The following is a 26,034-nucleotide window of genomic DNA, read 5'->3' as shown; positions in this document are numbered from 1 at the left end:
GATCTTTCTGAACGCTATGCTACGTGGCATTTTGTATGTCTATTTTTGTTTGTATATAGTAATGTACATTGTATTTATATTCGTCATTGATATGGTCCATATACCCTTAAGTGTAAGGAGCATTTTTGTAGTATTCATACCATTTGTTTTATTAGTCATGATTCAAAGGGCTATTTTATATGTTTCTAAAAATCGTAATGAAGAAAAGAAGCAAATGTTGGGGGGGTTAATAGTAGCACTCATACCATTAATAGTGTGCACTGTACAACTAAGTGTAAATGAATATACATCAAAGTTTAATCAAAATAGATGGTTAAATCATGCAGATAAGCGGGTACATATGGTAGATGATCTATTACAAAAATATAAATTAATAGGGAAATCAAATGAAGAAATTACACAATTGTTAGGAGCCCCAACGGAAACGAGAAGTGGGGGAGAAGGAGTTATCACTTTGTATTATCTTGGGACTGAACGTGGCTTTATCCCAATAGATAGCGAACAGCTTATTTTACAATTTGATAGAGATGGTAAAGTCATGGAATATACGGTGCATAAAGATTAAAGAAACGTGGAGGGAAGCTATATGTTATAGCTTCTTTTTTATTTTTCAATATGTCAAGGAAGGGGGAGAAGGTTTTTGAGTGGAATAAGGAATGAAAGCGGAGGTGATGCATATATATAGATGCATTGGGCGATTATTCGCCCGATTGGTGAGGGTTAATAATCAATAAGTACGGACCAAAACCCCACTGATGAAAGTTTCACTTTATCATATTGTATAAATGAAAAGGAGGTAAGACGGTGAAAGCAATCCCGACTGATGTCCTGAGTAAAGAATGGATGGAAAGAGAAGGAGTTATATCTATTACAGTAAAGGAATTTGAAAAAATAGAAGTAGCTGGAGTAGTAGTAGCTGGTCCAGCGGTTATTTTGATTAATCAAGATTAAGTACATATCATTGAAATAAAAAGCATCCATCTAGGATGCTTTTTATTTGTATGTAAGGATAAATATGATGGATAATTGTGTTACTGGAGGGAAAGTCTGTGGCAATTATTATAACAATGTTAGTAATGGGTATTTTATTAGGATTTGTTGGAGCTGGAGGAGCTGGGTTTATTATCGCGATACTCACTTTAGTATTTCATATTCCTATTCATGTTGCTCTTGCAACATCTTTAACTGCAATGGCGTTTACGACATTATCAGGTGTTGTCAGTCATTACCGTGAAGGTAATGTAGCACTTATTATAGGCGGGATTGTTGGGGGATTTGGCGCAATTGGCTCTTATATTGGTTCTAAATTTGGTTCACTTATACCAGCACATCTTCTTCATTGGTTTACAGCTGGGATGTTATTTTTATCGGCAATTTTTATGTTTATTAAATTAATTATGTTCCAAAACAAAGAACAGTCATCTTTATATAAGCATAAAGAGTTTTCCATGAACTACTTGTTGAAATGTATATGCCTTGGATTAGTTACTGGAATGATGGCTGGTTCATTTGGGATTGGTTCTGCACCGTTTATTCAGCTTGGATTAATGGTTCTATTGGGATTAACGATTCAGCAATCTGTAGGGACAACAATGCTTGTTATATTACCGATTGCAATTGGAGGCGGTCTAGGATATAGTTCGGAAGGATATTTAGATTATATATTGTTATTGCAAGTATTAATTGGGACCATGTTAGGGGCATATATTGGCGCGAAGTTTACAAATTATGCACCGCGAATGCTTTTGAGGTTTTCGATGATTATGACACCGGTTTTAGCTGGATGTATGCTATTGATGGAGTAAGGTGAAATTATAATAAGTAGGGGGTTACTGCTTACAAATAGCGGGATAAAATTAATATAGCAAACTATTAATATATTTTACGAATGAATTATGTAGGTAATTCATATTTCCCATATAAAAGGATTTGTTTTAATATTATGAGTGTAAAGTTCGAGTATTCGAAGTACTACTTGAATTATATCCCTATCCCTTTTCTAAAAATGCGAACAAGTTTTGCCCTATTCTATTCAATAGTTAATTGCATAGAAATATATTGTTCGATGACCATTATGGAACGTACATAATGGGAAAATCCCGATCCTTAAAGAGGATGCCCCTAATCTTCATGTGAAAATATGATCGGATAAGAAAGCTGACCAATTTATGGTCGGCTTTCTTTTTGTTCAAAAACAATTTTTTCTTTAATTTCTGTTTGTAATAATACAGTTTTTCCAAAGCGACGTTTGCATTCCGCACGCACTTTTTCAATGGCTAGTAGCTGAGTAGTCGCGGGAACTGTGACAATAGCTTGGCGAGCCTTTCGATTTTCTTCACAAAAGACACATTCCACAACATAATTAGAAATCATATTTTCATCCTTCCAGTTTTAATTTCTAAAAAAGGATTGTCTATGAAGTTGATATAATTTTTCGTCATTGTTTTATTATTTTCCTCTTTTTTTCAAGGGGAAAATAAAAAAGAGGGCGAATTTTAGTAGGGGAGGGATGTTTATGGAGAGATGGATAGGTAGTGCAGCGGTATGTGTAAATGAAAGAAATGAAGTTTTAATGGTACTGCAGGGCAAAGAGGGAGAAGAAAAAAGATGGTCTGTCCCAAGTGGAGGACTTGAAAAGGGAGAGACACTAGAAGAATGTTGTATCAGGGAAGTTTGGGAAGAAACAGGTTACAATGTGGAAGTGGTGAATAAAATATATGAAAAAGAGGGTATTACATACGGTGTTCCAGTGTATGTCCATTATTATTTTGTTAAACAAATAGGCGGTGATATGAAAATCCAGGATCCTGATGAGTTAATACATGAAATTGCTTGGGAAGGGGTGCATGAAATTGAACAATTGAGTTTAGCTTCTTCCAGAGGATTATGAATTGCTGTGCCAATATATGGATAAAGAGGCAAGTAGGAGAATACTAGCTTCTTAAATGTATCTAAGACAAGAAAAGCGGAACGATAACTAAACTAGCGCCTGCTGTAAAAAGCATGGATAAACTTGCAATTGTTCCTTCCACAGGACCGATTTCGAATGCTTTTGATGTACCGGTTCCATTTGCGCTCGTTCATAACATAATACCTTTTGCGATTGCTGTTTTAATGCGGCAAATGCGTATGAGAGAAGGACCGAGCAATGCTCCTGTTAAGGCAGTTAAAACGACAAATACAGCAGTTAATTGTGACATACCACCAATCATTTCTGAAATAGCCATTGCGATTGGTGTTGTTACGATATGTGGCGCTAAACTATGTTCTAGTGATGAATCAATTTGAAAATAATTTGCTAGTAGTGCTGAAGTAATGACTGATAAAAACGAACCGACAATGACATTAAGTAAGATAGCCATTCCATGTTTCTTTAACAAATCAAAATATTTATAGATTGGCCATGCAAAAGCAACTGTTGCGGGCTTTAATAATTCAGTTAACCAGTGACCACCAGATTCATATGTTTCATAAGGTGTATCTAATCCGAGCAATAAAGCAATTAAAATAATGGGACAGACGAGAAGAGGAGAAAGTAGACTCCAATTCCAACGTTGATACATTTTTTTTGATATCCAATATGTGAATAGTGTTAATAGTAAACAAAGAAATCCGATCATTGCGTTGATCCTTTCCGCTTTAGTAGCAATTCTGTTAAAAGTCCTGTAACTAAGGTAACGCAAAGAGTGCTAATCATAATAATTAAAATGAGATCGATTCCATATTGTGTTAGTGTATCTCTGTAACGTATGACAGCGACTGCAGAAGGGATGAAAAATAAAATAAGTTCTTTTAATAAAAAATCTGCTCCGTCCTGTATCCATTCTTTCTTAACTAGGTTAAATTTTAACGAAATTAATAATAAAAAAATACCGATTATACTTCCTGGAACTGGGAGGTGTGCCTGTTTTGCAATCCATTCACCTGTCCAAGCGAAACAAAATAGTAACAAAATTTGTCCGCTTAACTTCCACCATTTCATACAGTAACCACCTCTTTCTTTTTTTACATAAAAATTGTAAAAAAGAATTAACAATTTCTACTATACGTTCATTCAAAATATTTGTCTAATATATAAATTATATGTTATTAATATATTAGACATATTAATCGAAAGTGAAAAGGGTGTCCAAAAATGGAATTACGGCATTTGCAATATTTTGTTGTTGTGGCAGAAGAGTTACACTTTGGACGGGCAGCTGCTCGTTTACAAATGACACAACCACCACTTAGTCAACAAATACAGCAATTAGAAAAAGAAATGGGAGTTACATTATTTTCAAGAACGAAAAGAAAGGTTGAACTAACAGAAGCAGGAGAAATGTTTTTAAAAGAAGTAAAAAAAGCGTTTGAACAAATTGAAAAAGCAGTAGAAGTTGCACAAAGTGCGCAAAGGGGAGAAGTAGGATCACTTTCAATTGGTTTTGTAGGTGCGGCGATATATGATATTTTACCATCAATTGTTAGGGAATATAGAAAGAAATTTCCGAGAGTGTCTGTTGCATTACATGAATTGTCAACACCAGATCAAGTTCATGCACTTCATGATAACCGTATTGATATTGGCTTTTTACGTCCACCAATTCCAACACAATTATTAGAATTAGAGCCAATTCAAAGGTTATCTTGTACCTTATGTTTACCAAAGGCACATCCACTTGCAGAGAAAGATGAAATACATATAGAAGATTTACGAGATGAGCCGTTTGTATTTATTACGAGACCAGTATGGCCAGCTTTGTATGATACAATTTTATCTCTTTGCAGAGAAGTTGGATTTAGTCCACGTATTGTACAAGAAGCAACAGAGTATCAAACAGTTATGGGGCTTGTAGCGGCAGGAATTGGAATTACAGTAATACCCGTATCGGCAAATAAGTTATATAAAACAGAAGTTGTATATAAAGAATTATATGATTCTAATTTTGTGGCAGAAATGTCAGTGGCTTACAAAAAAATGAATAGTAATCCAGAGTTGCTAGAGTTTTTAAAAATTGCAAGAGAGAAGAAAAGAATAGAAGTAGAAGATGAGTAATAGTAGTAACAGAAAATGAAGTTAATTCAGATTTATAAAAGTACACCTTGTTAAACAATAAAGCGGAAATGCAACTTAAGTTGCATTTCCGCTTTATTGTTCTTTTCTTAGCTCGATACTAAATAGATAAACGTGTTCATTTTCTTTTAAGAGTAAATCAATACCTTTGTCTTCGTCAATTGTAGGGACGCTTACAGTTTCTTTACTTGTTTGGATTACAGCAGCTAAAATTGTTTTTTGATTGTATTTTAAATTTTTTATAGATTGGATTGTAGTAGTTGCGGAGCTATTTACGCTTGGTGGTGCTTCTTCATGAACAAGCGTTGAAGCACCTTCAATATTCATATACCACTGCCTTTTTTCTTGTATATCTTTATCGAATTGGAAATGTGGTGGTAAAAAAGAAAGCTTTACTTTCTTTTTTGAAAAATGTGAGGTAGCTATATTAGCAATTTCTTTTGTTTTTTTACCATTGTTATAATAATCAATTGTAGCATTTATTTCATCTTTATCATTTTTAAGCGTAACGTTATAAAACATGCTATTTCCTTCTTGAAAAGGAGTCATTTGTAAAATAGAAGCTTGCTCTTTTGTTAATTTGTATGGCTCAACAATGGCAACTTCATTGTTTTTTATTTTGCTACAACTTGTGAGTAATAATAAAAACAAGATTGATAGTAATTTTATACGCATGCAATCTCCTCCTTTTTACAATTATATTCTAAATGTGATTTTTTATCATTTCGTTTTCTAGGACTAAAGACTTAGAAGAAATTCCGATTGTAGTGCGATGTTTAAAATGTCATATTTTTATACACTAGTAGTATAGAATGCGTATGTAATAAGGTAGGGGAAGAATTTTATGTCTTTATGTCGGTTAGCGAGAAAAAATATTAGAACATTTGCTACCAAAAGGATGAAGCAATTTATGTGGATTGCTATGAGTATTATGATTTTGTTTTTTATGATATCGTTACAATTTAATGAAGGAGCTATTTTGAAAGTAGGGGATGCATTTGTATTTCAAATGTATTTTTACACACTGTTTATTGTACTAATTTTCATATGTATTTTTACTACATATAAAATGATGTACTCCCTTTTGCTAGTGAGGAGAGAGGAGTTTACATCTTATGTAGCAGAAAATATAAAAAGAAAAGAAGTACTATGTTTATTATGTCAGGAGCAATTATTCATTTATGGAGCAGCGTTTGTTTTTGGATTAGTTAATGGGATGTTATTTTTAAAATTATTTACGATTATCTTTATAAGAATAGCAGGAATACAAGGGATAAATAGTGCACCGATTACAATATATGCAATAGTAGTAGTGAGTATAATTATGATTGTTATCCTTCTATTATCGATGGTGCAATGTTTTCGATTTGTTCAAAGTTTACAAGATAAAAATTCGTTGCATTTCAAGAAAAAGGCATGAGAAATCATGCCTTTTTCCATTTTACACATAAAAATAATCATGTTACAGTGAAAAGACCTGACAAAGAATGGGAAGGAAAGGTTGTATAGAATGACAAATGAACAATCAATTGTAAAAGTCGATCGGTTAACGAAGCGAATCGGATCAAAGACACTTGTACAAAATATTAGTTTTGAAGTGAAAAAAGGCGAGGTTGTCGGTTTACTCGGACCAAACGGTGCTGGAAAAACGACTTTAATGAGAATGATGGTTGGTATGATCCGTATGACAGAAGGTGAAGTATGGATTGATGGTCAATCTGTGAAACAGCAATTCGAAAAAACAGCTGCGAAAATTGGAGCGGTAATTGAGACACCTGAATTTTATCCTTTTTTGAGCGGCTATGAAAATTTAACATATTTCGGACGAATGAATGGTAATGTGACCGAAGAACGTATCGATGAAGTAGTGAAATTGTTAGGGATGGGACAAGTAATTGATCGCAAAGTAAAAGCGTATTCACTCGGCATGAGACAACGTTTAGGAATCGCTCAGGCACTTATTCACGATCCAGACGTGTTGATACTAGATGAACCGACAAATGGATTAGACCCTAGTGGAATACATGAAATGAGAATGTACATAAAAAAAATTGCACATGAACAAGGAAAAGCTGTACTTGTATCAAGTCACTTACTTTCAGAAGTTGAATTAATGTGTGACAGAGTTATCATTATTCAGCACGGGGAATATGTGGCTACGCAAAATATTCAGCATAGCCAAAGCGAAGAGATGGAGACGATCCGTATACGTGTAGATGATGCGAATAAAGCAGCAGAAATATTAGGGCATGATGTTTTAGTAAAAGATAATGAATTACTTATTAATGTAAAAGATGAAGAAATCCCAAATGTTATTCGTACATTGCTTGAGAAAAATATTCAAGTGTATCGTGTATATGAAGAAAGAAAAACGTTAGAAGAGCAATTTTTAGAATTAACAGGAGGAAAAGATATTGTTTAATTTAGTATATAACGAACTGTATAAAATATTTAAGCGGAAGCGAACGATTATTCCATTTGCAGTTATTGCAGTATTAATAATCGGATTAGGATGGGTTACGGTAAAGTATTTTGAACCGGAAACAAAAGGATGGAAAGTAGATTATACAGAACGAACTGTAGAAATTGAGAAAAAGCTTGGCATGAAAAAAGAAGCTATTTTAGCAGAAAAATCAGGGGATGAGCTTGTAAAAGAATACCAGCTTAAGATGAAGCATTTAGATACGGATACAGCACCGGCAAGCAGTTCTCCACTTTCTTTCATGAGAGATACAGGTTTTATCGTATTTCCAATTTTGCTCCCATTTATCCTCGTGTATGCAAGTACAATTTTTGCGAATGAATATAGCTGGGGAACATATAAATTTTTAACGATACGACCAGCGAGTCGCTTTAAAATTTTAACAGCAAAATTTTTAGCAATCGTTATATTTGCAGCTTTATTATTTATATTTAATATGATCTTCTCCGCTTTATGTGGACTTGTTATTTATAAATTCCAACAGCCTGCATGGAGTGAGTTTATTTTCCAAGATGGAAATATAATAAAACAAAACATTTTTGTAGAAGCAAGTAAATATTATGTTTTATCGTGGTTACCAACGGTTGTGTACGCATCGTTTGCATTTATGATTTCTGTGTTAACGAGATCTAGTGGAGGTGCAATTGGTATTTCACTATTCCTTGCTTTATCAGGCAATATTGCGTTATTAGCAGCCACTAGATATAACTGGGCGAAATATTTATTGCCAGCAAACACAGATTTATATAGTATTTCAAAGAACGGAAGTTTTATTGATGGAGTAACATTCCCGTTTGCATCATGTATGTTGCTACTTTATTTGTTCGTATTTTTATGTATTTCATATACTGTGTTTTTAAAACGTGATTTAACTTAATAAGAAAAGCCGTTCAGGTGCTGAGATGCACTTTGAACGGCTTTTTTTATGAGAATTGTTTAAGTGCTCTTTCGGCTAGTAAAGCAAAGTATTCTGCACTTATAGGCAGTGCCTCTTCATTAATTGTAAAAGCAGGATGATGCCATTCATGTGTACCGCTCGTTCCCATAAAGACGAATGAACCTGGTATTTCCTGTTGGTAAAATGAGAAATCTTCTCCAGCCATTGATAGACTAGGCGAGATGATATTAAGATTCATCTTTGTGGCAACTTGAGTAGATAAGTCTGAAAGAGCTTTATCGTTGTGAACAGCAGGAGGACCTGAATAAAAACGGAATTTCGTTTTTACACCTAATGCATCAGATACACCTTTAATAATACGCTCCATGAGTGCTGGAATCTTTTCACGTGTTTCAGCTTGGAACGTGCGAATCGTTCCTTCTAACGTAGCTTTTTCAGGAATTACGTTCCACGTATTTCCTGCGTGAATATTTGTAACACTAACAACCGCATTATGAGATGAACTTATATTTCGGCTTACAATTGTTTGCAGTGCCATCACAATTTGAGAGGATGCGACAATAGGATCTACGCCAGCATCTGGTACAGCCGCGTGTGTACCAACTCCGTGAATTTCAATTTCAAATCGATCAACTCCAGCCATCAGTGGACCATCTTTAATGCCAATTGTACCTACTGGTAAATCAGGTTTATTATGCATGCCGAAAATCGCTTGCACATTACGTAAATGTCCAGCATCAATAACTTTGCAAGCGCCATTACTACTTTCTTCAGCTGGTTGGAATATGAAGCGAACCGTTCCATTTAGGGAAGATTCTCTTTCTTTTAATAAGAAAGCAGTACCTAAAATGGCAGCTGTATGAAAATCGTGTCCACAAGCATGCATTTTTCCTCGTACTTTAGATGCATAGGACAAATGTGTTTCTTCTTGAATAGGAAGGGCATCAATATCAGCACGAACTGCTACAATTGGCCCGTTTTTATTACCAGACACTTCAGCGATAATTCCTGTTTCTAAATTGGAGTCAATGATAGTAATGTTTTTTTCTTCTAACCAATTTTTTATTGCTTTTGTTGTTTCGAACTCTTCATATGATAGTTCCGGATACTCATGTAAATGTCGACGGATGGAAATAAGTTTTTCTTTTAGTTGATTTGAAATAGATACCATGTAGTATGCCTTCTTTCTTCAGCAAAATATTTATCATAAGTATACAACAATAAAAGAGAGGATTCTCAAATGAAAATCCTCTCTCGTTTATCCCGTATTAATGGGCAGTCCGATTGGTTCAACTAATTAAAGTTTCGCTTTATGCTGCGACTTTTTTATGCGTATGATGTTTACGATAACGTCCACGCATTGCGTATGCAATTTGCGGGATTGCAATCCCGATTAAAATAAGTGATACACCGAACCATTGTGAAGATAGTACAGCCTCTTTTAAAACGAATACGGACATAATTGTTGTAACTGGTAGTTCCGCTGCACCAAGAATAGTTGCTAAGCCAGAACCGATTTTTGGAATACCGATTGTAAAGGCAATAGATGGAATTACGATACTAAATGTTCCTAATCCTAAACCGTATTTCCAAAGACCTTGAGAAATGGCACCATTAAAAATAAATGTTGGTGGGAATACAATCATGACTAAAGTTAAAGCACCAGTCATTAAGAGAACACCGCGCGGTAATGAAGGTACTTCAACAGCAACTTTTCCGCTCACGAAAATGTATGTTGCGAATGTAACAGCAGATAATAAACCTAAAATGATCCCAGTCGTATCGAAAGCACCTGCTGATTGTTCAAGTAAACCACTTGATAAAAATGTCCCTACAAGTAAGAAAATAACAGAAATAACTTTTTCTCTTGAAGGTAATGTTTTTGTTGCGACTGCTTCAATGATAATTCCGACCCAAACAAATTGGAATAAAAGAATAATTGCAATAGAAGCTGGTACAGTTTTTAATGAAGCATAATAAAAAATTCCGGTAAAACTTGCAGATGTTCCTGCAACGAATAAAAGTAATGCTTGCTTTAAAGGAACGCGATGTCTAGAAAATAGAAGTGTAATAGCAAGCAAAATAATCCAACCGAACAAATATTGGCTGCCAATTACCTCTCCAAGTGAAAATCCTTCTGCATATGCAAGCTTAACAAAAATAGCTAAAATTCCATAACTACACGCTCCTAATAAAACTAAAAGAGAATAACGAAGCATGAAAAATTCCTCCCATCTATATGAAGTTGTTCCGTATCGAAAATATATAACTAGAGGGAAGTATACAAAATTAGAAATAAAGGGTCAAATGAAAGAAAAGTATGACATTTTATAGAATAATAATAAAAGTATGATATTTATGCATAATCTTGAAATTATTAATAGTAGAAGTATTATAAAATCAACTTTGCATTGTATAGAGCCAGCATTTGAAAAAATATTTTTTAAACCAATATGTATATAGACGTACTAGTAACGTGCTAATTATTTGAGAAACTATGTTACCTTTGTTATGGTAATGACAATTAAAGGAGTTTTCATAATCCATTTGAGTTTTTTCTATATAATAGAAGGAAATGAAAACGTTTTATTAGAAACTGTGAGGAAGTACGGTTTTTCTTATTGCCACGTTGTAAAAGTGATTTCACGAATTGTTCATAGTATTTTTATGTGTTTTTGTTACAATATTTAGGGAGAGGAGTGGAATGATGCAAGATATTAGTATTTTTTTAGCGTTTGGCGCCGGGTTCTTATCATTTATTTCCCCATGTTGCTTACCGCTTTATCCGGCATTTTTATCGTACATAACAGGTATGTCGGTTTCTGAATTGAAAGAAGAAAATGCAATGCTTCGCAAAAGAAGTATGATACATACAGCGTTTTTCTTACTTGGATTTTCAATTATATTTATTGCAATTGGATTTGGTACAAGTTTTATTGGAGGAATCTTTACTGACTATAAAGATTTAATCAGACAGTTAGGTGGTATATTTATCATCGTGTTCGGCTTAATTATTGTCGGGGTGTTTAAGCCGAAATTTTTAATGCAAGACCGTAAATTTACATTTAAAAATCGTCCAAGTGGCTATTTTGGATCAGTACTAATTGGATTAGCCTTTGCAGCAGGGTGGACGCCATGTACCGGACCAATTCTAGTGTCCGTAATTGGATTAGCAGCAACAAACCCAGAATCAGCAATGATTTACATGATTGCTTACATACTTGGATTTGCTATCCCGTTTTTCGTACTGTCATTCTTTATTACGAAAATGTCTTGGATTAAAAGAAATAGTATGGCCTTCATGAAAGTCGGAGGATATATTATGATTGTTATGGGGGTCTTCCTATACTTTAACTGGATGACGAAAATTATCGTATATTTCTCAAGTTTATTTGGTGGTTTTACCGGTTTTTAGTATTATTCTGCGAAAATGTTGGAAATACTAACGGAAAAGCATATAATGAAAGTATATTTTGCATATAGCCACAAAAAAGGATGAGAAAATATGAACATAGTTCTTTTATCAAGTATCGTTGCTGTTTGTATGGCTGTCGGTGCGATGTTTATTCGTTTAAAAGCAGCTAAGAAACCTGCAACATTGAAAAAAATTATACTTCCGCCATTTTTTATGAGCACGGGAGCATTGATGTATGTTTTTCCTGAATTTCGATTAACTCCAGCGGAAATGTTAGAAGCAATTGGCGTCGGTTTGTTTTTCTCTATTTTTCTTATTAAAACATCTAAATTTGAAATTAGAGGACAAGAGATTTATTTGAAGCGTTCAAAAGCCTTTGTTTTTATATTAATTGGATTACTTGTCGTGCGGATTGTATTTAAAACATACTTAAGCCAATCTCTTGATTTAGGACAACTTAGTGGCATGTTCTTCTTACTGGCGTTCGCGATGATTGTGTCATGGAGAATTGCCATGTACCGTTCCTTTACGAAATTACAAAAGGAAATGGAAAAAGAAGATGGTTTTTATAATGAAAAAGATATGAAGCTAACTTAAAAACTGTATATGTACCAAATAAAAAGACAGCGTCAAAGGCGCTGTCTTTTTTATCGAAAATAATATGAAGTTACTTTGCGAGTAAAGATCGATAGTTAGAATAATCAATCTTTTTTTCTTGTAGTTTTTTAATTAAAAATTTATGATCACGCTTTGGTGTGGCAATGATATATCCTTTAATAATTAAGTCTTGTGTAATTTGAGAGGCATTTTCTTGTAATGCAAGTTCCCCGATTTTTCCAGCAATCTTTGATTTTGCAACATCGCGAAATAGTTCTGGAACAGGACTTACAAGCTCTTCTAACAATTGTTTTTGTTCGTCAGCCCATAAATGTCTCGTTTTATTTATGTAGTGTTCTTCCCAATCCAAAATGGACATGCCGTCTTCTTTTGGTAAACGTTTTAAAAATTTTCTGAACATAAAGTATCCACCGATAGACATAAGCCCTAATAAAATAACCGTCCATAATACAATGAACCAACTGAACCATCCTTCGAGCAAGCATATCCCCCCTTAATGATAGCGGTTTTCTTTTATTCATATTATATACAGTGAGATTCATAGAAAGCAAGAACGCTTGGTCATTTTGACCAAGCGTTATCATTTAAACAAAGTATAGTTGTTCCACATGTAAATTATTATTATCATCTTCTACATATTCAATGATTAATGTGCCAACTTTACGATCTTTATCTTCAGTTGTGAAAATAGAGTAAGAAGTAAAACGTGTTTTTGATAGGCCGCTTATGTGTGTAGGTAAAGAAATGTAGTCGTTATCGCGGAAGAATTCCATCAGTTCAATATCCTCAAATTCTTTTCGGTCAACTTGTTTGTTTGTATAGCGGCGTTGAAGTTGTTTTAAAGATTCATTCCAAGAAATTGTTTTTGTGTCGTATACCATTGTTCTATCTCCTTACTGTATGTAATTATTAAGAACATACGTTCTAATCTAGTATACTCTTTTTATTAGAAAAGGGAAAGCAAAAAATAATGTAAGCTTGGATTTCCAAGCTTACATTATTGATGCGTCCGTCATAATCTCTATTTTTCATTATAAGTTAGATAAGAATAAGAAACAAGATGATATATATAATGTTGAGAGTTTTCAAGATTCTGTATATTATAGGTGTACTAAAGTGTAAGGGAATGAGAGGTGTGACATACGTAATTTCACTGCAAGGGCCGATGGCTAGCGGAAAACAACATTAGCAAAAAGGTTAGAAAAGAGAGGGTTTCGAGTTATATATGAAAATCCATATCCAATTGTAGAGAAGCGAAAAAAATTGAATTTAGATATGAATTCAAAAGTAGGGTTTATTATGAATCAAAAAATGTTTATGGAAGCAAAAATAAAGGAGTTTCAAAATGTGAAAGATTCAGTCGTAATTTTTGATCGCGGACCAGAAGACATTGAGTTTTTTACACTCTTTTATCCAACGAGTATAGGAGAAGAGTGGGATATAGAAACTGAATTGAAAGATGAATTATATAAATTAAGAGAATGCCGTTCGGATGTGATTTTTTACTTAGATGTTACGAAAAAGAATGTATATGATAGAAAAAATAATGATAGAACAAGAAACAGAAGTACATTTGAGGAGCAATTTAAATTAGCAGAAACTGAAAAAGACTGGTATAAACAATTTCCTGTAACTTATGTGGACACAAATAGATTAACAGTTGACGATTTAGAGGTATATTTTATGGACTGGTTAAAGGAGAGAGGGCTATGAAAAAAATACTTTTATTTGTATACCCAACATTTGCGGAGTTTGAAATAACAGTAGCGACGGCATTGCTGAAAAATAAATTTGAAATCATTACAGCGGGCTTAACAAAAGAATTGATTATAAGTGAAACAGGTTTGCAAGTGCAACCACATATAGAAGTAAGTGAAGTACGTGTAGATGAGTATGAGGGGGTACTTATTCCAGGTGGAGAAGAAGTACAGTTGAAAGATGCGAAATCTCTTTTTTCAGTCATTCGTCAATTTCACGAACAAGAAAAATTAGTGGCGGCAATTTGTGCTGGACCGTATGCGCTAGCAAAAGCAGGGTTATTTAAAGGGATTTCTTATACTGCGACTATAGATTATCAAAAATTCGATTGTTTTCCAGTAGAAAATTTCGTGTATGAAGAAGTTGTGCAACACTCAAATATCATTACAGCACAAGGGCATGCATTTGTACCATTTGGAATAGCGATTGCCTCTTATTTTGGAGTGGCAGACGAACATAATACAGATTTTTATTGTGGTAAAGGCAATGTAGTAATGGAGAAACTTTTACGAGAAAACGTGTAAAAGCTAGCAAATGCTAGCTTTTTTACACCGATAAATTACTAACGTTTTTGGATCGCGCCATATACCGTTATGGAGCGATAATTCCTTGTTGATTTCTTCTGTTAGCCATTCTTTCATCTCGGCTTGAAGATACATATTATCGGGTATATTTAACGATGGAAACATGCTGGAAATATAGTTTACTATTGGGGTAGCATGATGAAAAACGAGCGCATTATGAATAACTGTTTCTTCAACCGTTGGAAAAGCAGATGATACTATCTCTTTACCATTTTCTAAACAAAATGGAGAGACTGCTGGTGATGTTTTCGCTAGATCAAATGCGTCAAGCATGTTGTTACACATTTCAGCTATACGAGGTAATGAAACTTTAGAATTTGTTGTAGCTAAAAGTGTTCCGCCAGAACGAATGACTTTATAAAAGCCTTGAATTGTTTTTTCAACATCTTTCACATGGTATAACATATGTCTTGCAATTATTAGGTCATAACAATTTGTTTCGAAAGGAAGTTTACTAGCGTCCCCTCGTTTCCATTATATTAAGTTATTTATTTTAGCAGCTTCAGCAAGCATAGCTTCGGATTGATCAAACCCGGTTAATGGGCCTTTATGACCATTTGTTTGTAAAAGGGAAAGGAATTTTCCACTAGCGCACCCAACCTCTAATATGTTTTCATCCCCTTGAAGGTGTAAATGTTCAATGACGATCTTATCTAAATCTACGTGTTTTTATTTCGTAATGTGTATGTGTGTCGATGCGTGTTTGTAAATGGTTGCTAACGTTATATTGACGTTTTACATCATTCATTTTGTCACATTCCACCTTTGTGCAAAATTGTTGGATTGCATGTGTTAATACATCTGTTTTCTTTAAACCTTCGTAATGGAGTGATGATTCAAACCTTTCAAGTAATTTCTCTTCTATTCGAAAATGAATATCTTTTCGTTTTGTCAGTGAAATTTCGCCCCTTTGCATCTGTTAGTGAGACTATAGCACGTCTGGAAATTTTGTGTAAATCATTTGTGTACACAAAATTAGGGGGATGAAAAAAATGTTTGAATATGATTTTAAACTATTGACGATTTAACCGTTTTCATATATTCTTAAATTAAGTAATATTCAAATAATTCAAAAGAAATGAGAGAGTCACATGCTTCTTCAAGGAACACATCGAATTGGTCGTATGGCCATGCTGTTGGCACTTGCGGATGAGAATGAAAGTCCTGTATTATCCATTCCAAAAGGTTGGAAGTATTGTACGGGGAAAGTGGGTTCGATGAATTCGCAAAAGGTTGTCGCAGCAATGGAAACAGCGGCTAAAAGCAACCAAGTTATTGAAACAGACGTTTACAGAGAAACACATGCACTTTATCATGCAATTATGGAAGCTTTGTACGGAGTGACGAGAGGTCAAATTCAGTTAGCAGACGTTCTTCGTACAGTAGGACTTCGTTTTGCGATTGTGCGCGGTACACCATACGACGGGAAAAAAGAAGGCGAATGGGTTGCTGTTGCATTATATGGAACGATTGGTGCACCTGTAAAAGGATCTGAGCATGAGGCGATTGGTTTAGGAATTAATCACATATGATTTGCCCATAGTCTATTAGTTAGAAGGGGGCCTTACTTTTTTAGGACAGAAGTCTGTCTTAGAAAGATAAGGTCCCCTTTTGCCTTTTTAAGGAGGAAAAATGATGATTACGTTAACAGGACATACATTGACAGTTGAAGAAATGAAGAGGTTATTACTGGAAGGAGAAGGTGTAACAGCTTGTCCAACTAGTATGCAAAAGGTAGCGGAGTGCCGCGAAGTAGTTGAGAAAATTGTAGAGGACGGAAAAGTCGTTTACGGTATTACAACTGGATTTGGAAAGTTTAGTGATGTGCTTATCCAAAAAGATGATGTAAAGGCACTTCAACATAATTTAATTCAGTCACATGCATGTGGGATAGGTGATCCATTCCCGGAAGAAGTATCGCGCGGAATGTTAATTTTACGAGCGAACACGATGCTTAAAGGAGTATCAGGCGTAAGGCCGCTTGTTGTAAATATGCTTCTTGAGTTTGTAAATCGTAAAATTCATCCAGTCGTTCCGCAACAAGGTTCACTTGGTGCAAGTGGAGATTTAGCACCTTTATCTCATCTTGCGCTCGTATTATTAGGCGAAGGTGAAGTGTTCTATAAGGGGAAACGCGTTCATGCAATGGTTGCTCTTACAGAAGAAGGGCTTGAGCCAATTGAACTTGAAGCGAAAGAAGGTCTTGCGTTAATTAATGGTACGCAGGCGATGACAGCACAAGGAGTTCTTTCTTATATAGAAGCAGAAGCAACGGCATATCAAGCTGAACTAATTGCTTCGATGACAATTGAAGGGTTACAAGGCATTATTGATGCATTTGATGAAAATGTTCATAAAGCACGTGGCTATAAAGAGCAAGTGGATGTAGCAAGCAGAATTCGTGACATTCTTCATGATAGTAAGTTAACAACAAAACAAGGAGAACTACGTGTACAGGATGCCTATTCACTTCGTTGTATCCCGCAAGTACACGGTGCTTCTTGGCAAGTTTTGAATTATGTGAAAGAAAAATTAGAAATTGAAATGAATGCCGCAACAGATAATCCGCTAATCTTTGATGGCGGGGAAAAAGTAATTTCAGGTGGTAATTTCCATGGTCAACCGATTGCATTTGCGATGGACTTCTTAAAAGTAGGAATGGCGGAACTTGCAAACATTTCAGAGCGTCGTATTGAGCGTTTAGTAAATCCGCAGTTAAACGATTTACCGCCATTTTTAAGTCCAGAACCAGGACTTCAGTCTGGTGCAATGATTATGCAATATGCTGCAGCGTCACTAGTTTCTGAAAATAAAACGTTAGCACATCCGGCGAGTGTTGATTCAATCCCGTCATCAGCTAACCAAGAAGATCACGTAAGTATGGGAACAATCGCTTCACGTCATGCACATCAAATTATTCAAAATGTAAGACGTGTTCTTTCAATTGAAATGATTTGTGCGATGCAAGCGGCAGAATATCGCGGGATTGAAAACATGAGTACAGTGACGAAGAGCTTCTACCATCAAGGGCGTCAGCAAGTACCATCTATTACAAATGATCGCATCTTCTCAACGGATATTGAAAATATTGCACATTGGTTAAAAGCGAGTGATTCGATAAAAGAAAGATTGGATGTAAACGCAGCACTATAAAACGAGAAAAGGGAGAGATTGAAATGGAAAAAGTACAACAAACAATTCGCGCGCCAAGAGGGACAGAGTTACAAACGAAAGGGTGGGTGCAAGAAGCTGCACTTCGTATGTTAATGAACAATTTAGATCCGGAAGTTGCTGAAAAACCAGAAGAATTAGTTGTGTATGGCGGAATTGGCCGTGCAGCTCGTAACTGGGAAAGCTATCAGGCGATTGTAGATTCATTAAAAACGTTAGAAAGCGATGAAACGTTACTTGTTCAATCAGGAAAACCAGTTGCCATTTTTAAATCACATGAAGATGCACCTCGCGTTCTGTTAGCGAACTCAAACTTAGTACCAAAATGGGCAAACTGGGATCACTTCCGAGAACTAGAGAAAAAAGGTCTTATGATGTACGGACAAATGACAGCTGGTAGCTGGATTTACATTGGAACACAAGGGATTCTACAAGGAACATATGAAACATTTGGTGAAGCAGCTCGTCAACATTTCGACGGTTCATTAAAAGGTACATTAACACTTACTGCTGGTTTAGGTGGTATGGGTGGTGCACAACCTCTTGCTGTAACGATGAACGGCGGTGTTGTTATTGCTATTGATGTTGATAAGCGCAGCATTGATCGTCGTATTGAAAAGAGATATTGTGACATGTATACAGAATCATTAGAAGAAGCATTAACTGTTGCGAACGAGTATAAAGAGAAGAGAGAACCAATTTCAATTGGTTTGTTAGGAAATGCGGCAGAGATTTTACCAGAACTAGTGAAGCGTAATATTACGCCAGATTTAGTTACAGATCAAACATCTGCTCATGATCCATTAAACGGTTATATTCCAGTAGGTTACACATTAGAAGAAGCAGCGAAACTTCGTGAAGAAGATCCAGAACGTTACGTACAATTATCAAAAGAAAGTATGACAAAACATGTGGAAGCGATGCTTGCGATGCAAGAAAAAGGCGCAATTACATTTGATTATGGAAATAACATTCGCCAAGTTGCTTTCGATGAAGGTTTGAAAAATGCTTTCGATTTCCCAGGATTCGTTCCAGCATTTATTCGTCCATTATTCTGTGAAGGAAAAGGGCCATTCCGCTGGGTAGCGCTTTCTGGTGATCCAGAAGATATTTATAAAACAGACGAAGTAATTTTACGTGAGTTCGCTGATAATGAACATTTATGTAACTGGATTCGTATGGCACGTCAACAAGTTGAGTTCCAAGGACTTCCATCACGTATTTGTTGGTTAGGTTACGGTGAGCGTGCGAAATTTGGTCGCATCATTAATGAAATGGTTGCAAATGGTGAATTATCAGCACCAATCGTTATCGGTCGTGACCATTTAGATTGTGGATCAGTAGCATCTCCAAACCGTGAAACAGAAGCGATGAAAGATGGTAGTGATGCAGTAGCTGACTGGCCAATTTTAAATGCATTAATTAATAGTGTAAACGGTGCAAGCTGGGTATCTGTTCACCACGGTGGTGGCGTTGGTATGGGTTATTCACTTCATGCGGGAATGGTTATCGTTGCAGATGGAACAGAAGCAGCAGCAAAACGTATTGAGCGCGTATTAACTTCTGACCCTGGTATGGGTGTTGTTCGTCACGTTGATGCAGGGTATGACTTAGCTGTGGAAACTGCGAAAGAAAAAGGCGTTAACATTCCAATGATGAAATAAGGAGGAGAAAACATGCTGGACACTTTACTAATCAATATCGGTCAATTACTAACAATGGATCAAGAAGATGGCTTGTTAAGACGAGAAGCGATGAACACGCTTCCTGTTATCGAAAACGGTGTGGTTGGAATTGAAAATGGTGTAATCACTTTCGTTGGAACAGCGGAAGAAGCGAAAGGATTACAAGCGAAAGAAGTTATTGATAGCGGGGGGAAAATGGTTTCTCCTGGTCTTGTTGATCCGCATACCCATCTTGTATTTGGTGGATCTCGTGAAAATGAAATTGCGCTAAAATTACAAGGAGTTCCGTACTTAGAAATTTTAGAACAAGGCGGAGGTATTCTTTCAACTGTAAATGCAACGAAACAAGCATCGAAAGAAGAACTTGTTCAAAAAGCGAAATTCCATTTAGACCGTATGTTATCTTTCGGCGTTACAACTGTAGAAGCGAAGAGTGGTTACGGATTAGATGATGAGACGGAATGGAAACAATTAGAGGCAACTGCACAATTACAAAAAGAGCATCCGATCGATTTAGTTTCCACATTTTTAGGTGCTCATGCAGTTCCGAAAGAATATAAAGGTAGATCGAAAGAATTTTTACAATGGATGTTAGACCTATTACCAGAAATGAAAGAGAAACAATTGGTGGAATTCGTTGATATTTTCTGTGAAACAGGTGTGTTCTCAGTAGAAGAATCAAAAGAATTTTTATTAAAAGCAAAAGAGCTTGGCTTTGATGTGAAAATTCATGCAGATGAAATCGACCCTCTTGGTGGTGCGGAAGCAGCGGCAGAAATCGGTGCAGCATCAGCAGACCATCTAGTTGGCGCTTCTGATAAAGGGATTGAAATGCTTGCAAACTCGAATACAGTAGCAACATTATTACCAGGAACAACTTTCTATTTAAATAAAGAAAGCTTTGCTCGCGGTCGTAAAATGATTGATGAAGGTGTTGCAGTTGCGTTAGCTACAGACTTTAACCCAGGTAGCTGTCCAACTGAAAATATTCAGCTTATTATGAGCATTGCGATGCTAAAATTGAAAATGACACCAGAAGAAGTTTGGAATGCCGTAACGGTTAACTCATCATATGCCATTAACCGTGGTGATGTAGCTGGGAAAATTAGAGTTGGTCGTAAGGCAGATTTAGTTTTATGGGATGCTTACAATTATGCTTACGTACCGTATCATTACGGCGTAAGTCATGTGAATACAGTATGGAAGAATGGTAATATTGCATATACAAGAGGTGAACAATCGTGGAGCACGGCCACTATTTAAAGAAAAACGCAAAGTTTATTGATCGTGAAGTGACAAAATGGAGTGAGATGATTAAAGATTGGGAGGAAGGTGTAGAAATATTCGGTGCTGCCTTAATTGGAGCACCCCTTTCTAAACCATCTATTAGTCATTCAGGAGCGAGTTTTGCTCCAAAAGACAATTCGTGCGATGTTAGATGCATATAGTACATATGCAATTACAGAAAAACACGATATGAAAGAAAGTGTCTTATATGATTGCGGCGATATTACGATGCATGTGACGGATATAAAAGAAAGTCATAAACGAATTGCGAAAACAGTTGGTCATGTAACGAAAGTAAACCCGAACATGATACCAATCGTTCTTGGTGGTGACCACTCGATTAGTTTTCCGAGTATAACAGGTTTTGCAAACAGTAAAGGAAAGGTCGGGATTATTCAATTTGATGCTCATCATGATTTACGTAATTTAGATGATGGAGGCCCGTCAAATGGTACACCATTCCGTAGTTTACTAGAAAATGATGTCATTACAGGGAAACAACTTGTTCAAATTGGAATTCGTAATTTTTCTAATGCACGTGCGTACCATGAATATGCAATAGAGCATGGTGTAACAGTGTATACAATGAAAGACGTACGAGAGCGAGAAATAAAAGATATTATCACGGAAAGTATTGAATTATTAAGAAATCAAGGTGTGACTTCTATTTATATTTCTCTTGATATGGATGTGCTAGACCAAGCGTTTGCACCAGGTTGTCCAGCAATTGGGCCTGGTGGAATGGATAGTACGACTTTACTAGATGCGATTGAATTCCTTGGTAAAGAACCGCTCGTTCAAGGGATGGATATAGTAGAGATTGATCCAACTCTTGATTTCAGAGATATGACGAGTAGAGTAGCAGCGCAAGTGATTATGAGTTTTCTTTTAGCGAGGGAAACGGTTAGTAAGCAAGTTAGTATATAGACGGAAAAGTAGATCTTTATTTATGCCTTAACAAAAACACATCACTACTTAAATGTAGTGATGTGTTTTTGTATTAAAAGAGAATGAATGTGTGTGGAACCGTTAATGGAATTGCGATTTTTATAGTTTATTGTGTAAATTTAATTTCTTGCTTCTGAAGTGTTGACGTGTAAAATAATTTTATGATAAAATAAAAATTTTGCTAAAAAACTAAAAGTATGTTAAGCTTGAGAAGGTTACCATATATGGAGGTGGATTATTTGTTTCAAATTGGCGATAACATTGTTTATCCAATGCAGGGAGCAGGTATAATTAAAGCCATAGAAGAGAAGGAAATCTCAGGAGAAAAACAACAGTATTATGTTATAAAAATGTCGGCTAGTAATATGGAACTAATGATTCCAGCAGGGAGAATATTGAATTCGAATATACGTCCAGTTACGGATATAACCGCATTAGCACACATAATGGATATTTTTCAACATGGGGAATCAGATAGATTACTTACGTGGAAACAAAGGTATAAATTGAACACTGATAAAATAAAGACGGGTAAAATGCAAGAAGGTGCTGAAGTTGTGCGTGATTTAATGCGTATACAGAAAGAAAAAGCACTTAATGCAAGCGAAAAGAAGATGTTAGATAACGCATATGAATTTTTGATTAGTGAACTGGGATTAATTGAAGGTATCACAGAAAATCAGATAAAAAGCTTTTGTTAAGGTTCATTACAAATAATGTATTATATCCCAAAAAAGATCTTGAATTTTTTGGGAACATAATTATAGAAAATTTATCATTTCAAAGACATTCAACTCTTTCAAACCACTTTTAGAGCATTACCTCTATTGTTATTACTACAATCAAATCCATTTTTATTTTTTAATTTCATTTATGAATGTTCGAAGTTTAATTGAATACTTCGATAAAATAGTTACTTGATTTTTGCAATCCTGATTCACACTGGCACGGACGAGGAGCCGTAAGGATGAAAGAGAGGTAGGGCTTTCATTGTTTTAGGTATATAAGTTATTATTTTTAGAAGAATACTGAACCATTTTCACTTCTATTGATAAGGTGCTTTTTTATTAAAGAGATAAACGAATTGACAGCCATATATGGTCAACAAAAAAGGTTTCCTCCTAAGGAAACCTTTTTAATATTATTTATAGCGTCTTGCCATGGTTTTTTTTTTTTTTTTTTTTTTTTGAAAATACGAATTTTTTATTTTAAAGTCGTAAAAATTGACGTTCCTATCTAAAAGTAAGTTTTATGCGATTATAGTAAGATTTTTTAGGGGGAAAAAAAATGACAAGTTCACGTAATAAAGCAACGAGTTTTTATGAAGGAACAAATGTAAATGCTGGGGGATTTTTTGAAAACGTTGAAGAAACAAAGTTGTTTTATCCAATTCAAGTTGGAGGTTGGTCTCTTCGTAATCGAATAGCGATGGCACCGATGACAAGATGCTTTGCAGATAATGAGACTGGAGTAGTTGGTGCGGATGTAGTGGAGTACTACAGAAAACGTGCTGCGGATGGAATTGGACTAATTATTACAGAAGGAATTGTCATTAGTCCGAGAGCAAAAGGAAACCCAGGAGTACCAGGTATTTATACACAAGAACAAATCGATTCTTGGAAACCTGTTACAGAGGCAGTACATAAAGAAGGCGGGACGATTATTGCTCAAATATGGCATGTTGGGCGTATGAGTCATCATGAAATAATTGGTGGTCAAATGCCACAAGCGCCGTCGGCTATCGCTGCAGAGGGAAATGTTCCACGCTTTCGTAAACCGTTTGATATGCCAGAAGCAATGACGTTAGAAGAAATACAAGAAGTGATCGATCAATACGCACAAGCTGCGAAAAATGCGATCGAAGCTGGATTTGATGGAGTAGAAATTCACGGTGCACACGGATATTTAATCGATCAATTTACGTATGAGTTTGCGAATAAGCGAACAGATAAATATGGCGGTGATTTAAAACAAAGGTTAACGTTTATGAAAGAAGTAACGGCAGCTGTAATAGAAGCTGTTGGAGCTAATAAAACACTTCTTCGTTTCTCTGCTTTCAAAGGTGATAATCCTACTTATATGTGGGAAAACCCTGAGTTTGCAATTGAAACGTTCATAAATATGTTTAAAGAGGTTGGATTAACGATGATCCATCCTTCAACGATGAATTATACCCAAGAGATTGCTGACGGAAAGAATTTTCATCAACTAGTAAGAAAATATTGGGATGGTACGATTGTTGGGGTTGGTAATTTAAATCCGAAAGAGGCCGAAGAAGCGTTGCAAGAAGGAACGATTGATGTAGCGGCATTCGGAAGACCGTTAATTGCTAATCCAGACTTTGTTCATCGAATTAAACACGCTGAAAGTTTAGTTGAATATGACGCGAAAGAGCATCTTGTTACGTTAGTATGAATAAAGATAAAAGGAGAACACATCTAGTGTTCTCTTTTTATTATGGAATTTCATAGGGGGAAGCGGGATGAGTGAAACGCTACTCGTTATTATTAGTATATTACTATTTTTAATGTTGCTTTTAATCGTCTTTTTTATCATTACATTTTTTATAAAAAAACGAACACATCATTCTATTTTAAAATTACATCCGTACTTAGGAAGAATGCGCTACTTACTGGAAAAGATAGGGCCTGAATTTCGACAATATTGGTTTGATCATGATACGGATGGAAAGCCTTTCTCACGTTATGATTTTCAAAGTGTTATGTTTTTAGCGAAATATCGCTCTGAAATACTTGGTTTTGGATCAAAACGAGATTTTGAAGCTTCTGGATATTATATTGCTAATACATTATTTCCGATATTAACGGAGGAATTAAGTGTGAATCTCACGCAAGAGCGAGAAGGTAAAAAGTACGTGATTCATAAAGAAGGGTTATTTTCAAGAAGAGAAAAATTGACAGCGGATACAACGAATCTTTGGCTGTACGAAGAAGATGATGCAATTATAGTCGGTGAGAACCGTAAATATCCGTGGAAGCTACATGGCATGTTTGGTGCATCTGCGACTTCTTATGGTGCGATTGGAGAAAATTATATTTTAGCGAGTGGTCTTGGAGCAAAAATGGCAGGCGGGTCGTGGATTAATACGGGTGAAGGTGGCGTTATTCCAGAACATTTACATACAGGAGCGAATATCGTTGCGCAAATTGGTCCAGGGTTATTTGGATACCGTGATGAAGACGGTAATTTTTCAATGGGAAAATTCATGGAGAAAGTGAAAGAAAGTAATATTAGAGCATTCGAATTGAAATTTGGGCAAGGTGCTAAAATACGTGGTGGTCATTTAGAGGGGCAAAAAGTAAATGAGAAAATTGCGTTTGTTCGCAACGTCCGAAAGGGAGAGACGATTAATTCACCGAATCGATTTTCATTTTTAAAGAATGCAGCGGATACACTTTATTTTATTCAACAGTTGCAAGAAAGCGGCGGTAAACCAGTTGGAATGAAAATTGTAATTGGTCAGCAGAAGCCTTTGGAAGATTTAATAAAAACAATGAAAGAACTAAACATTTATCCAGATTTTATTACAATAGACGGTTCAGAAGGCGGGTCAGGGGCAACGTATAAATCGATGGCAGATTGTATGGGACTGCCGCTTATTCCAGCATTACTTACATTTATTGATACAGCAAACCATTATGGTGTTCGTAACAAGTTTAAAGTATTTGCATCGGGTAAATTAATCACACCAGATAAAGTAGCGATTGCTTTAGCGATTGGGGCGGATGCTGTAAGTTCAGCCCGCGGATTTATGATGGCAAGCGGCTGTATTATGGCCCTTCAATGTAATTCTGGCCAATGTCCATCTGGTGTAGCCACGACGAATCCGCATTATCAAAAAGCGTTAGATCCGTATGAGAAGAAGTGGCGAGTCATGAATTATATTATTAGTATGAGATATAGTTTATTTTCATTAGCGGCAGCGGCGGGAGTGAAGAGCCCGCGCCATTTAAATAGAGAGCATATTGTGTTTAAAGACGAGGTGGGGAGAGTAGTTCCTCTTTCGGAATTGTTTCCTATAGTAAATCAAACCTAAAAGTATATTTGATATGTAAGATTTTTTTAAGGAATAATCATATTTTTGGAAAAATTAGGAGTATAATAGGGAAGTATT

General features: G+C 35.6%; 25 protein-coding genes and 5 pseudogenes. 21 read left to right on the top strand and 9 right to left on the bottom strand.

All coding sequences use genetic code 11. The annotated features are described in order from the left end of the window. The first annotated feature begins 16 nt into the window (after positions 1-16). The 3 genes from BC_RS18320 (at position 17) to BC_RS18310 (ending at position 1,805) form a co-directional block, all read left to right on the top strand. On the top strand, positions 17-565 hold the full coding sequence (locus tag BC_RS18320) for a hypothetical protein (RefSeq protein WP_000943753.1): 549 nt from the start codon (positions 17-19) through the stop codon (positions 563-565). A gap of 239 nt (positions 566-804) precedes the next feature. Beyond that, entirely contained in the window at positions 805-951 is a 147-nt protein-coding gene (locus tag BC_RS18315; protein ID WP_000644413.1) for a BC1881 family protein, read from the top strand. 98 nt (positions 952-1,049) lie between these two features. After that, positions 1,050-1,805 (top strand): sulfite exporter TauE/SafE family protein, encoded by a 756-nt coding sequence (locus tag BC_RS18310; protein WP_000974659.1) that lies wholly within the window; start codon positions 1,050-1,052, stop codon positions 1,803-1,805. A gap of 361 nt (positions 1,806-2,166) precedes the next feature. On the opposite strand, the gene BC_RS18305 is transcribed toward BC_RS18310, so the two are convergent. After that, on the bottom strand, positions 2,167-2,373 hold the full coding sequence (locus BC_RS18305) for a DUF3903 domain-containing protein (RefSeq protein WP_000625222.1): 207 nt from the start codon (positions 2,371-2,373) through the stop codon (positions 2,167-2,169). 142 nt (positions 2,374-2,515) lie between these two features. Between BC_RS18305 and BC_RS18300 the strand changes: the two are divergent. Beyond that, a pseudogene (locus tag BC_RS18300) lies at positions 2,516-2,945 on the top strand (NUDIX hydrolase). Positions 2,946-2,951: 6 nt separating this feature from the next. Here the strand turns inward: BC_RS18300 and BC_RS18295 are convergent. Beyond that, a pseudogene (locus tag BC_RS18295) lies at positions 2,952-3,620 on the bottom strand (LrgB family protein). Next, positions 3,617-3,982 (bottom strand): CidA/LrgA family holin-like protein, encoded by a 366-nt coding sequence (locus BC_RS18290; protein WP_000872365.1) that lies wholly within the window; start codon positions 3,980-3,982, stop codon positions 3,617-3,619. Before BC_RS18290 ends, BC_RS18295 begins: the two are co-directional and overlap by 4 nt. A gap of 153 nt (positions 3,983-4,135) precedes the next feature. On the opposite strand from BC_RS18290, the gene alsR reads away from it, so the two are divergent. Continuing rightward, positions 4,136-5,035: an acetoin biosynthesis transcriptional regulator AlsR gene (gene alsR / locus BC_RS18285; protein ID WP_000423234.1), complete on the top strand. Its 900-nt coding sequence runs from the start codon at positions 4,136-4,138 to the stop codon at positions 5,033-5,035. Positions 5,036-5,128: 93 nt separating this feature from the next. Here alsR and BC_RS18280 read toward each other — a convergent pair whose 3' ends face one another. Then, positions 5,129-5,728 carry a hypothetical protein gene (locus BC_RS18280; RefSeq protein ID WP_001220613.1) on the bottom strand — a complete coding sequence of 200 codons (600 nt, stop codon included), beginning with the start codon at positions 5,726-5,728 and terminating at the stop codon, positions 5,129-5,131. A gap of 169 nt (positions 5,729-5,897) precedes the next feature. On the opposite strand from BC_RS18280, the gene BC_RS18275 reads away from it, so the two are divergent. The 3 genes from BC_RS18275 (at position 5,898) to BC_RS18265 (ending at position 8,412) form a co-directional block, all read left to right on the top strand. Next, positions 5,898-6,473 carry an ABC transporter permease gene (locus tag BC_RS18275; RefSeq protein ID WP_000050617.1) on the top strand — a complete coding sequence of 192 codons (576 nt, stop codon included), beginning with the start codon at positions 5,898-5,900 and terminating at the stop codon, positions 6,471-6,473. Positions 6,474-6,563: 90 nt separating this feature from the next. After that, positions 6,564-7,475: an ABC transporter ATP-binding protein gene (locus BC_RS18270; protein WP_000180622.1), complete on the top strand. Its 912-nt coding sequence runs from the start codon at positions 6,564-6,566 to the stop codon at positions 7,473-7,475. Next, a complete protein-coding gene (locus BC_RS18265; protein WP_000482759.1) occupies positions 7,468-8,412 on the top strand; it encodes an ABC transporter permease in 945 nt (314 codons plus the stop codon). The genes BC_RS18270 and BC_RS18265 overlap by 8 nt, the downstream gene beginning before the upstream one ends. Positions 8,413-8,458: 46 nt before the next feature. Here BC_RS18265 and BC_RS18260 read toward each other — a convergent pair whose 3' ends face one another. Continuing rightward, complete coding sequence (locus BC_RS18260) at positions 8,459-9,604, bottom strand: M20 peptidase aminoacylase family protein (protein WP_000253674.1); 1,146 nt, start codon at positions 9,602-9,604, stop codon at positions 8,459-8,461. A 139-nt stretch (positions 9,605-9,743) separates the two neighbouring features. After that, complete coding sequence (locus BC_RS18255) at positions 9,744-10,652, bottom strand: EamA family transporter (protein WP_000947043.1); 909 nt, start codon at positions 10,650-10,652, stop codon at positions 9,744-9,746. Positions 10,653-10,974: 322 nt separating this feature from the next. Here BC_RS18255 and BC_RS28350 point away from each other — a divergent pair, with 322 nt between their 5' ends. The 3 genes from BC_RS28350 (at position 10,975) to BC_RS18245 (ending at position 12,445) form a co-directional block, all read left to right on the top strand. After that, entirely contained in the window at positions 10,975-11,124 is a 150-nt protein-coding gene (locus tag BC_RS28350) for a peptidase T (RefSeq protein WP_071732505.1), read from the top strand. 16 nt (positions 11,125-11,140) lie between these two features. Continuing rightward, positions 11,141-11,848, top strand: a complete 708-nt coding sequence (gene ccdA / locus BC_RS18250; RefSeq protein WP_001152676.1) for a cytochrome c-type biogenesis protein CcdA — start codon at positions 11,141-11,143, stop codon at positions 11,846-11,848. Between the two features lie 90 nt (positions 11,849-11,938). Then, positions 11,939-12,445 (top strand): CcdC family protein, encoded by a 507-nt coding sequence (locus BC_RS18245; RefSeq protein WP_001028439.1) that lies wholly within the window; start codon positions 11,939-11,941, stop codon positions 12,443-12,445. 70 nt (positions 12,446-12,515) lie between these two features. Here the strand turns inward: BC_RS18245 and BC_RS18240 are convergent, their stop codons facing one another. Beyond that, complete coding sequence (locus BC_RS18240; protein WP_000889373.1) at positions 12,516-12,947, bottom strand: DUF2621 domain-containing protein; 432 nt, start codon at positions 12,945-12,947, stop codon at positions 12,516-12,518. 103 nt (positions 12,948-13,050) lie between these two features. Next, positions 13,051-13,347, bottom strand: a complete 297-nt coding sequence (locus BC_RS18235) for a hypothetical protein (RefSeq protein ID WP_000262407.1) — start codon at positions 13,345-13,347, stop codon at positions 13,051-13,053. Positions 13,348-13,592: 245 nt separating this feature from the next. Here BC_RS18235 and BC_RS18230 point away from each other — a divergent pair. Continuing rightward, positions 13,593-14,179, top strand: a pseudogene (locus BC_RS18230) (AAA family ATPase). Further along, a complete protein-coding gene (locus BC_RS18225; protein WP_000722200.1) occupies positions 14,176-14,748 on the top strand; it encodes a DJ-1/PfpI family protein in 573 nt (190 codons plus the stop codon). Before BC_RS18230 ends, BC_RS18225 begins: the two are co-directional and overlap by 4 nt. Before the next feature lie 3 nt (positions 14,749-14,751). On the opposite strand, the pseudogene BC_RS18220 reads toward BC_RS18225, so the two are convergent. Then, positions 14,752-15,703: pseudogene (locus BC_RS18220) on the bottom strand (class I SAM-dependent methyltransferase). Positions 15,704-15,899: 196 nt separating this feature from the next. On the opposite strand from BC_RS18220, the gene hutP reads away from it, so the two are divergent. From hutP to BC_RS18180, 8 genes and pseudogenes are all read left to right on the top strand, one after another. Further along, positions 15,900-16,340 carry a hut operon transcriptional regulator HutP gene (hutP, locus tag BC_RS18215; RefSeq protein WP_000926516.1) on the top strand — a complete coding sequence of 147 codons (441 nt, stop codon included), beginning with the start codon at positions 15,900-15,902 and terminating at the stop codon, positions 16,338-16,340. A gap of 103 nt (positions 16,341-16,443) precedes the next feature. Further along, a complete protein-coding gene (gene hutH / locus BC_RS18210; protein WP_000631873.1) occupies positions 16,444-17,961 on the top strand; it encodes a histidine ammonia-lyase in 1,518 nt (505 codons plus the stop codon). 23 nt (positions 17,962-17,984) lie between these two features. Next, complete coding sequence (gene hutU / locus BC_RS18205) at positions 17,985-19,643, top strand: urocanate hydratase (RefSeq protein WP_000416948.1); 1,659 nt, start codon at positions 17,985-17,987, stop codon at positions 19,641-19,643. Positions 19,644-19,655: 12 nt separating this feature from the next. Beyond that, on the top strand, positions 19,656-20,927 hold the full coding sequence (gene hutI / locus BC_RS18200) for an imidazolonepropionase (protein ID WP_000887560.1): 1,272 nt from the start codon (positions 19,656-19,658) through the stop codon (positions 20,925-20,927). Continuing rightward, positions 20,906-21,878 (top strand): annotated as a pseudogene (gene hutG / locus BC_RS18195) (formimidoylglutamase). The gene hutI and the pseudogene hutG overlap by 22 nt, the downstream one beginning before the upstream one ends. Positions 21,879-22,138: 260 nt before the next feature. Further along, positions 22,139-22,600 carry a CarD family transcriptional regulator gene (locus BC_RS18190; RefSeq protein WP_170317877.1) on the top strand — a complete coding sequence of 154 codons (462 nt, stop codon included), beginning with the start codon at positions 22,139-22,141 and terminating at the stop codon, positions 22,598-22,600. 586 nt (positions 22,601-23,186) lie between these two features. Then, positions 23,187-24,314 carry an alkene reductase gene (locus BC_RS18185; RefSeq protein WP_000204560.1) on the top strand — a complete coding sequence of 376 codons (1,128 nt, stop codon included), beginning with the start codon at positions 23,187-23,189 and terminating at the stop codon, positions 24,312-24,314. Between the two features lie 67 nt (positions 24,315-24,381). Next, complete coding sequence (locus tag BC_RS18180) at positions 24,382-25,956, top strand: FMN-binding glutamate synthase family protein (protein ID WP_000005166.1); 1,575 nt, start codon at positions 24,382-24,384, stop codon at positions 25,954-25,956. The last annotated feature ends 78 nt before the right edge of the window (positions 25,957-26,034 follow it).

The organism is Bacillus cereus ATCC 14579 (genome assembly GCF_000007825.1).
Classification (GTDB): Bacteria; Bacillota; Bacilli; order Bacillales; family Bacillaceae_G; genus Bacillus_A; species Bacillus_A cereus.
Note: the sequence above shows the minus strand (reverse complement) of the source record. Positions and strands in the feature narration are given on the sequence as shown.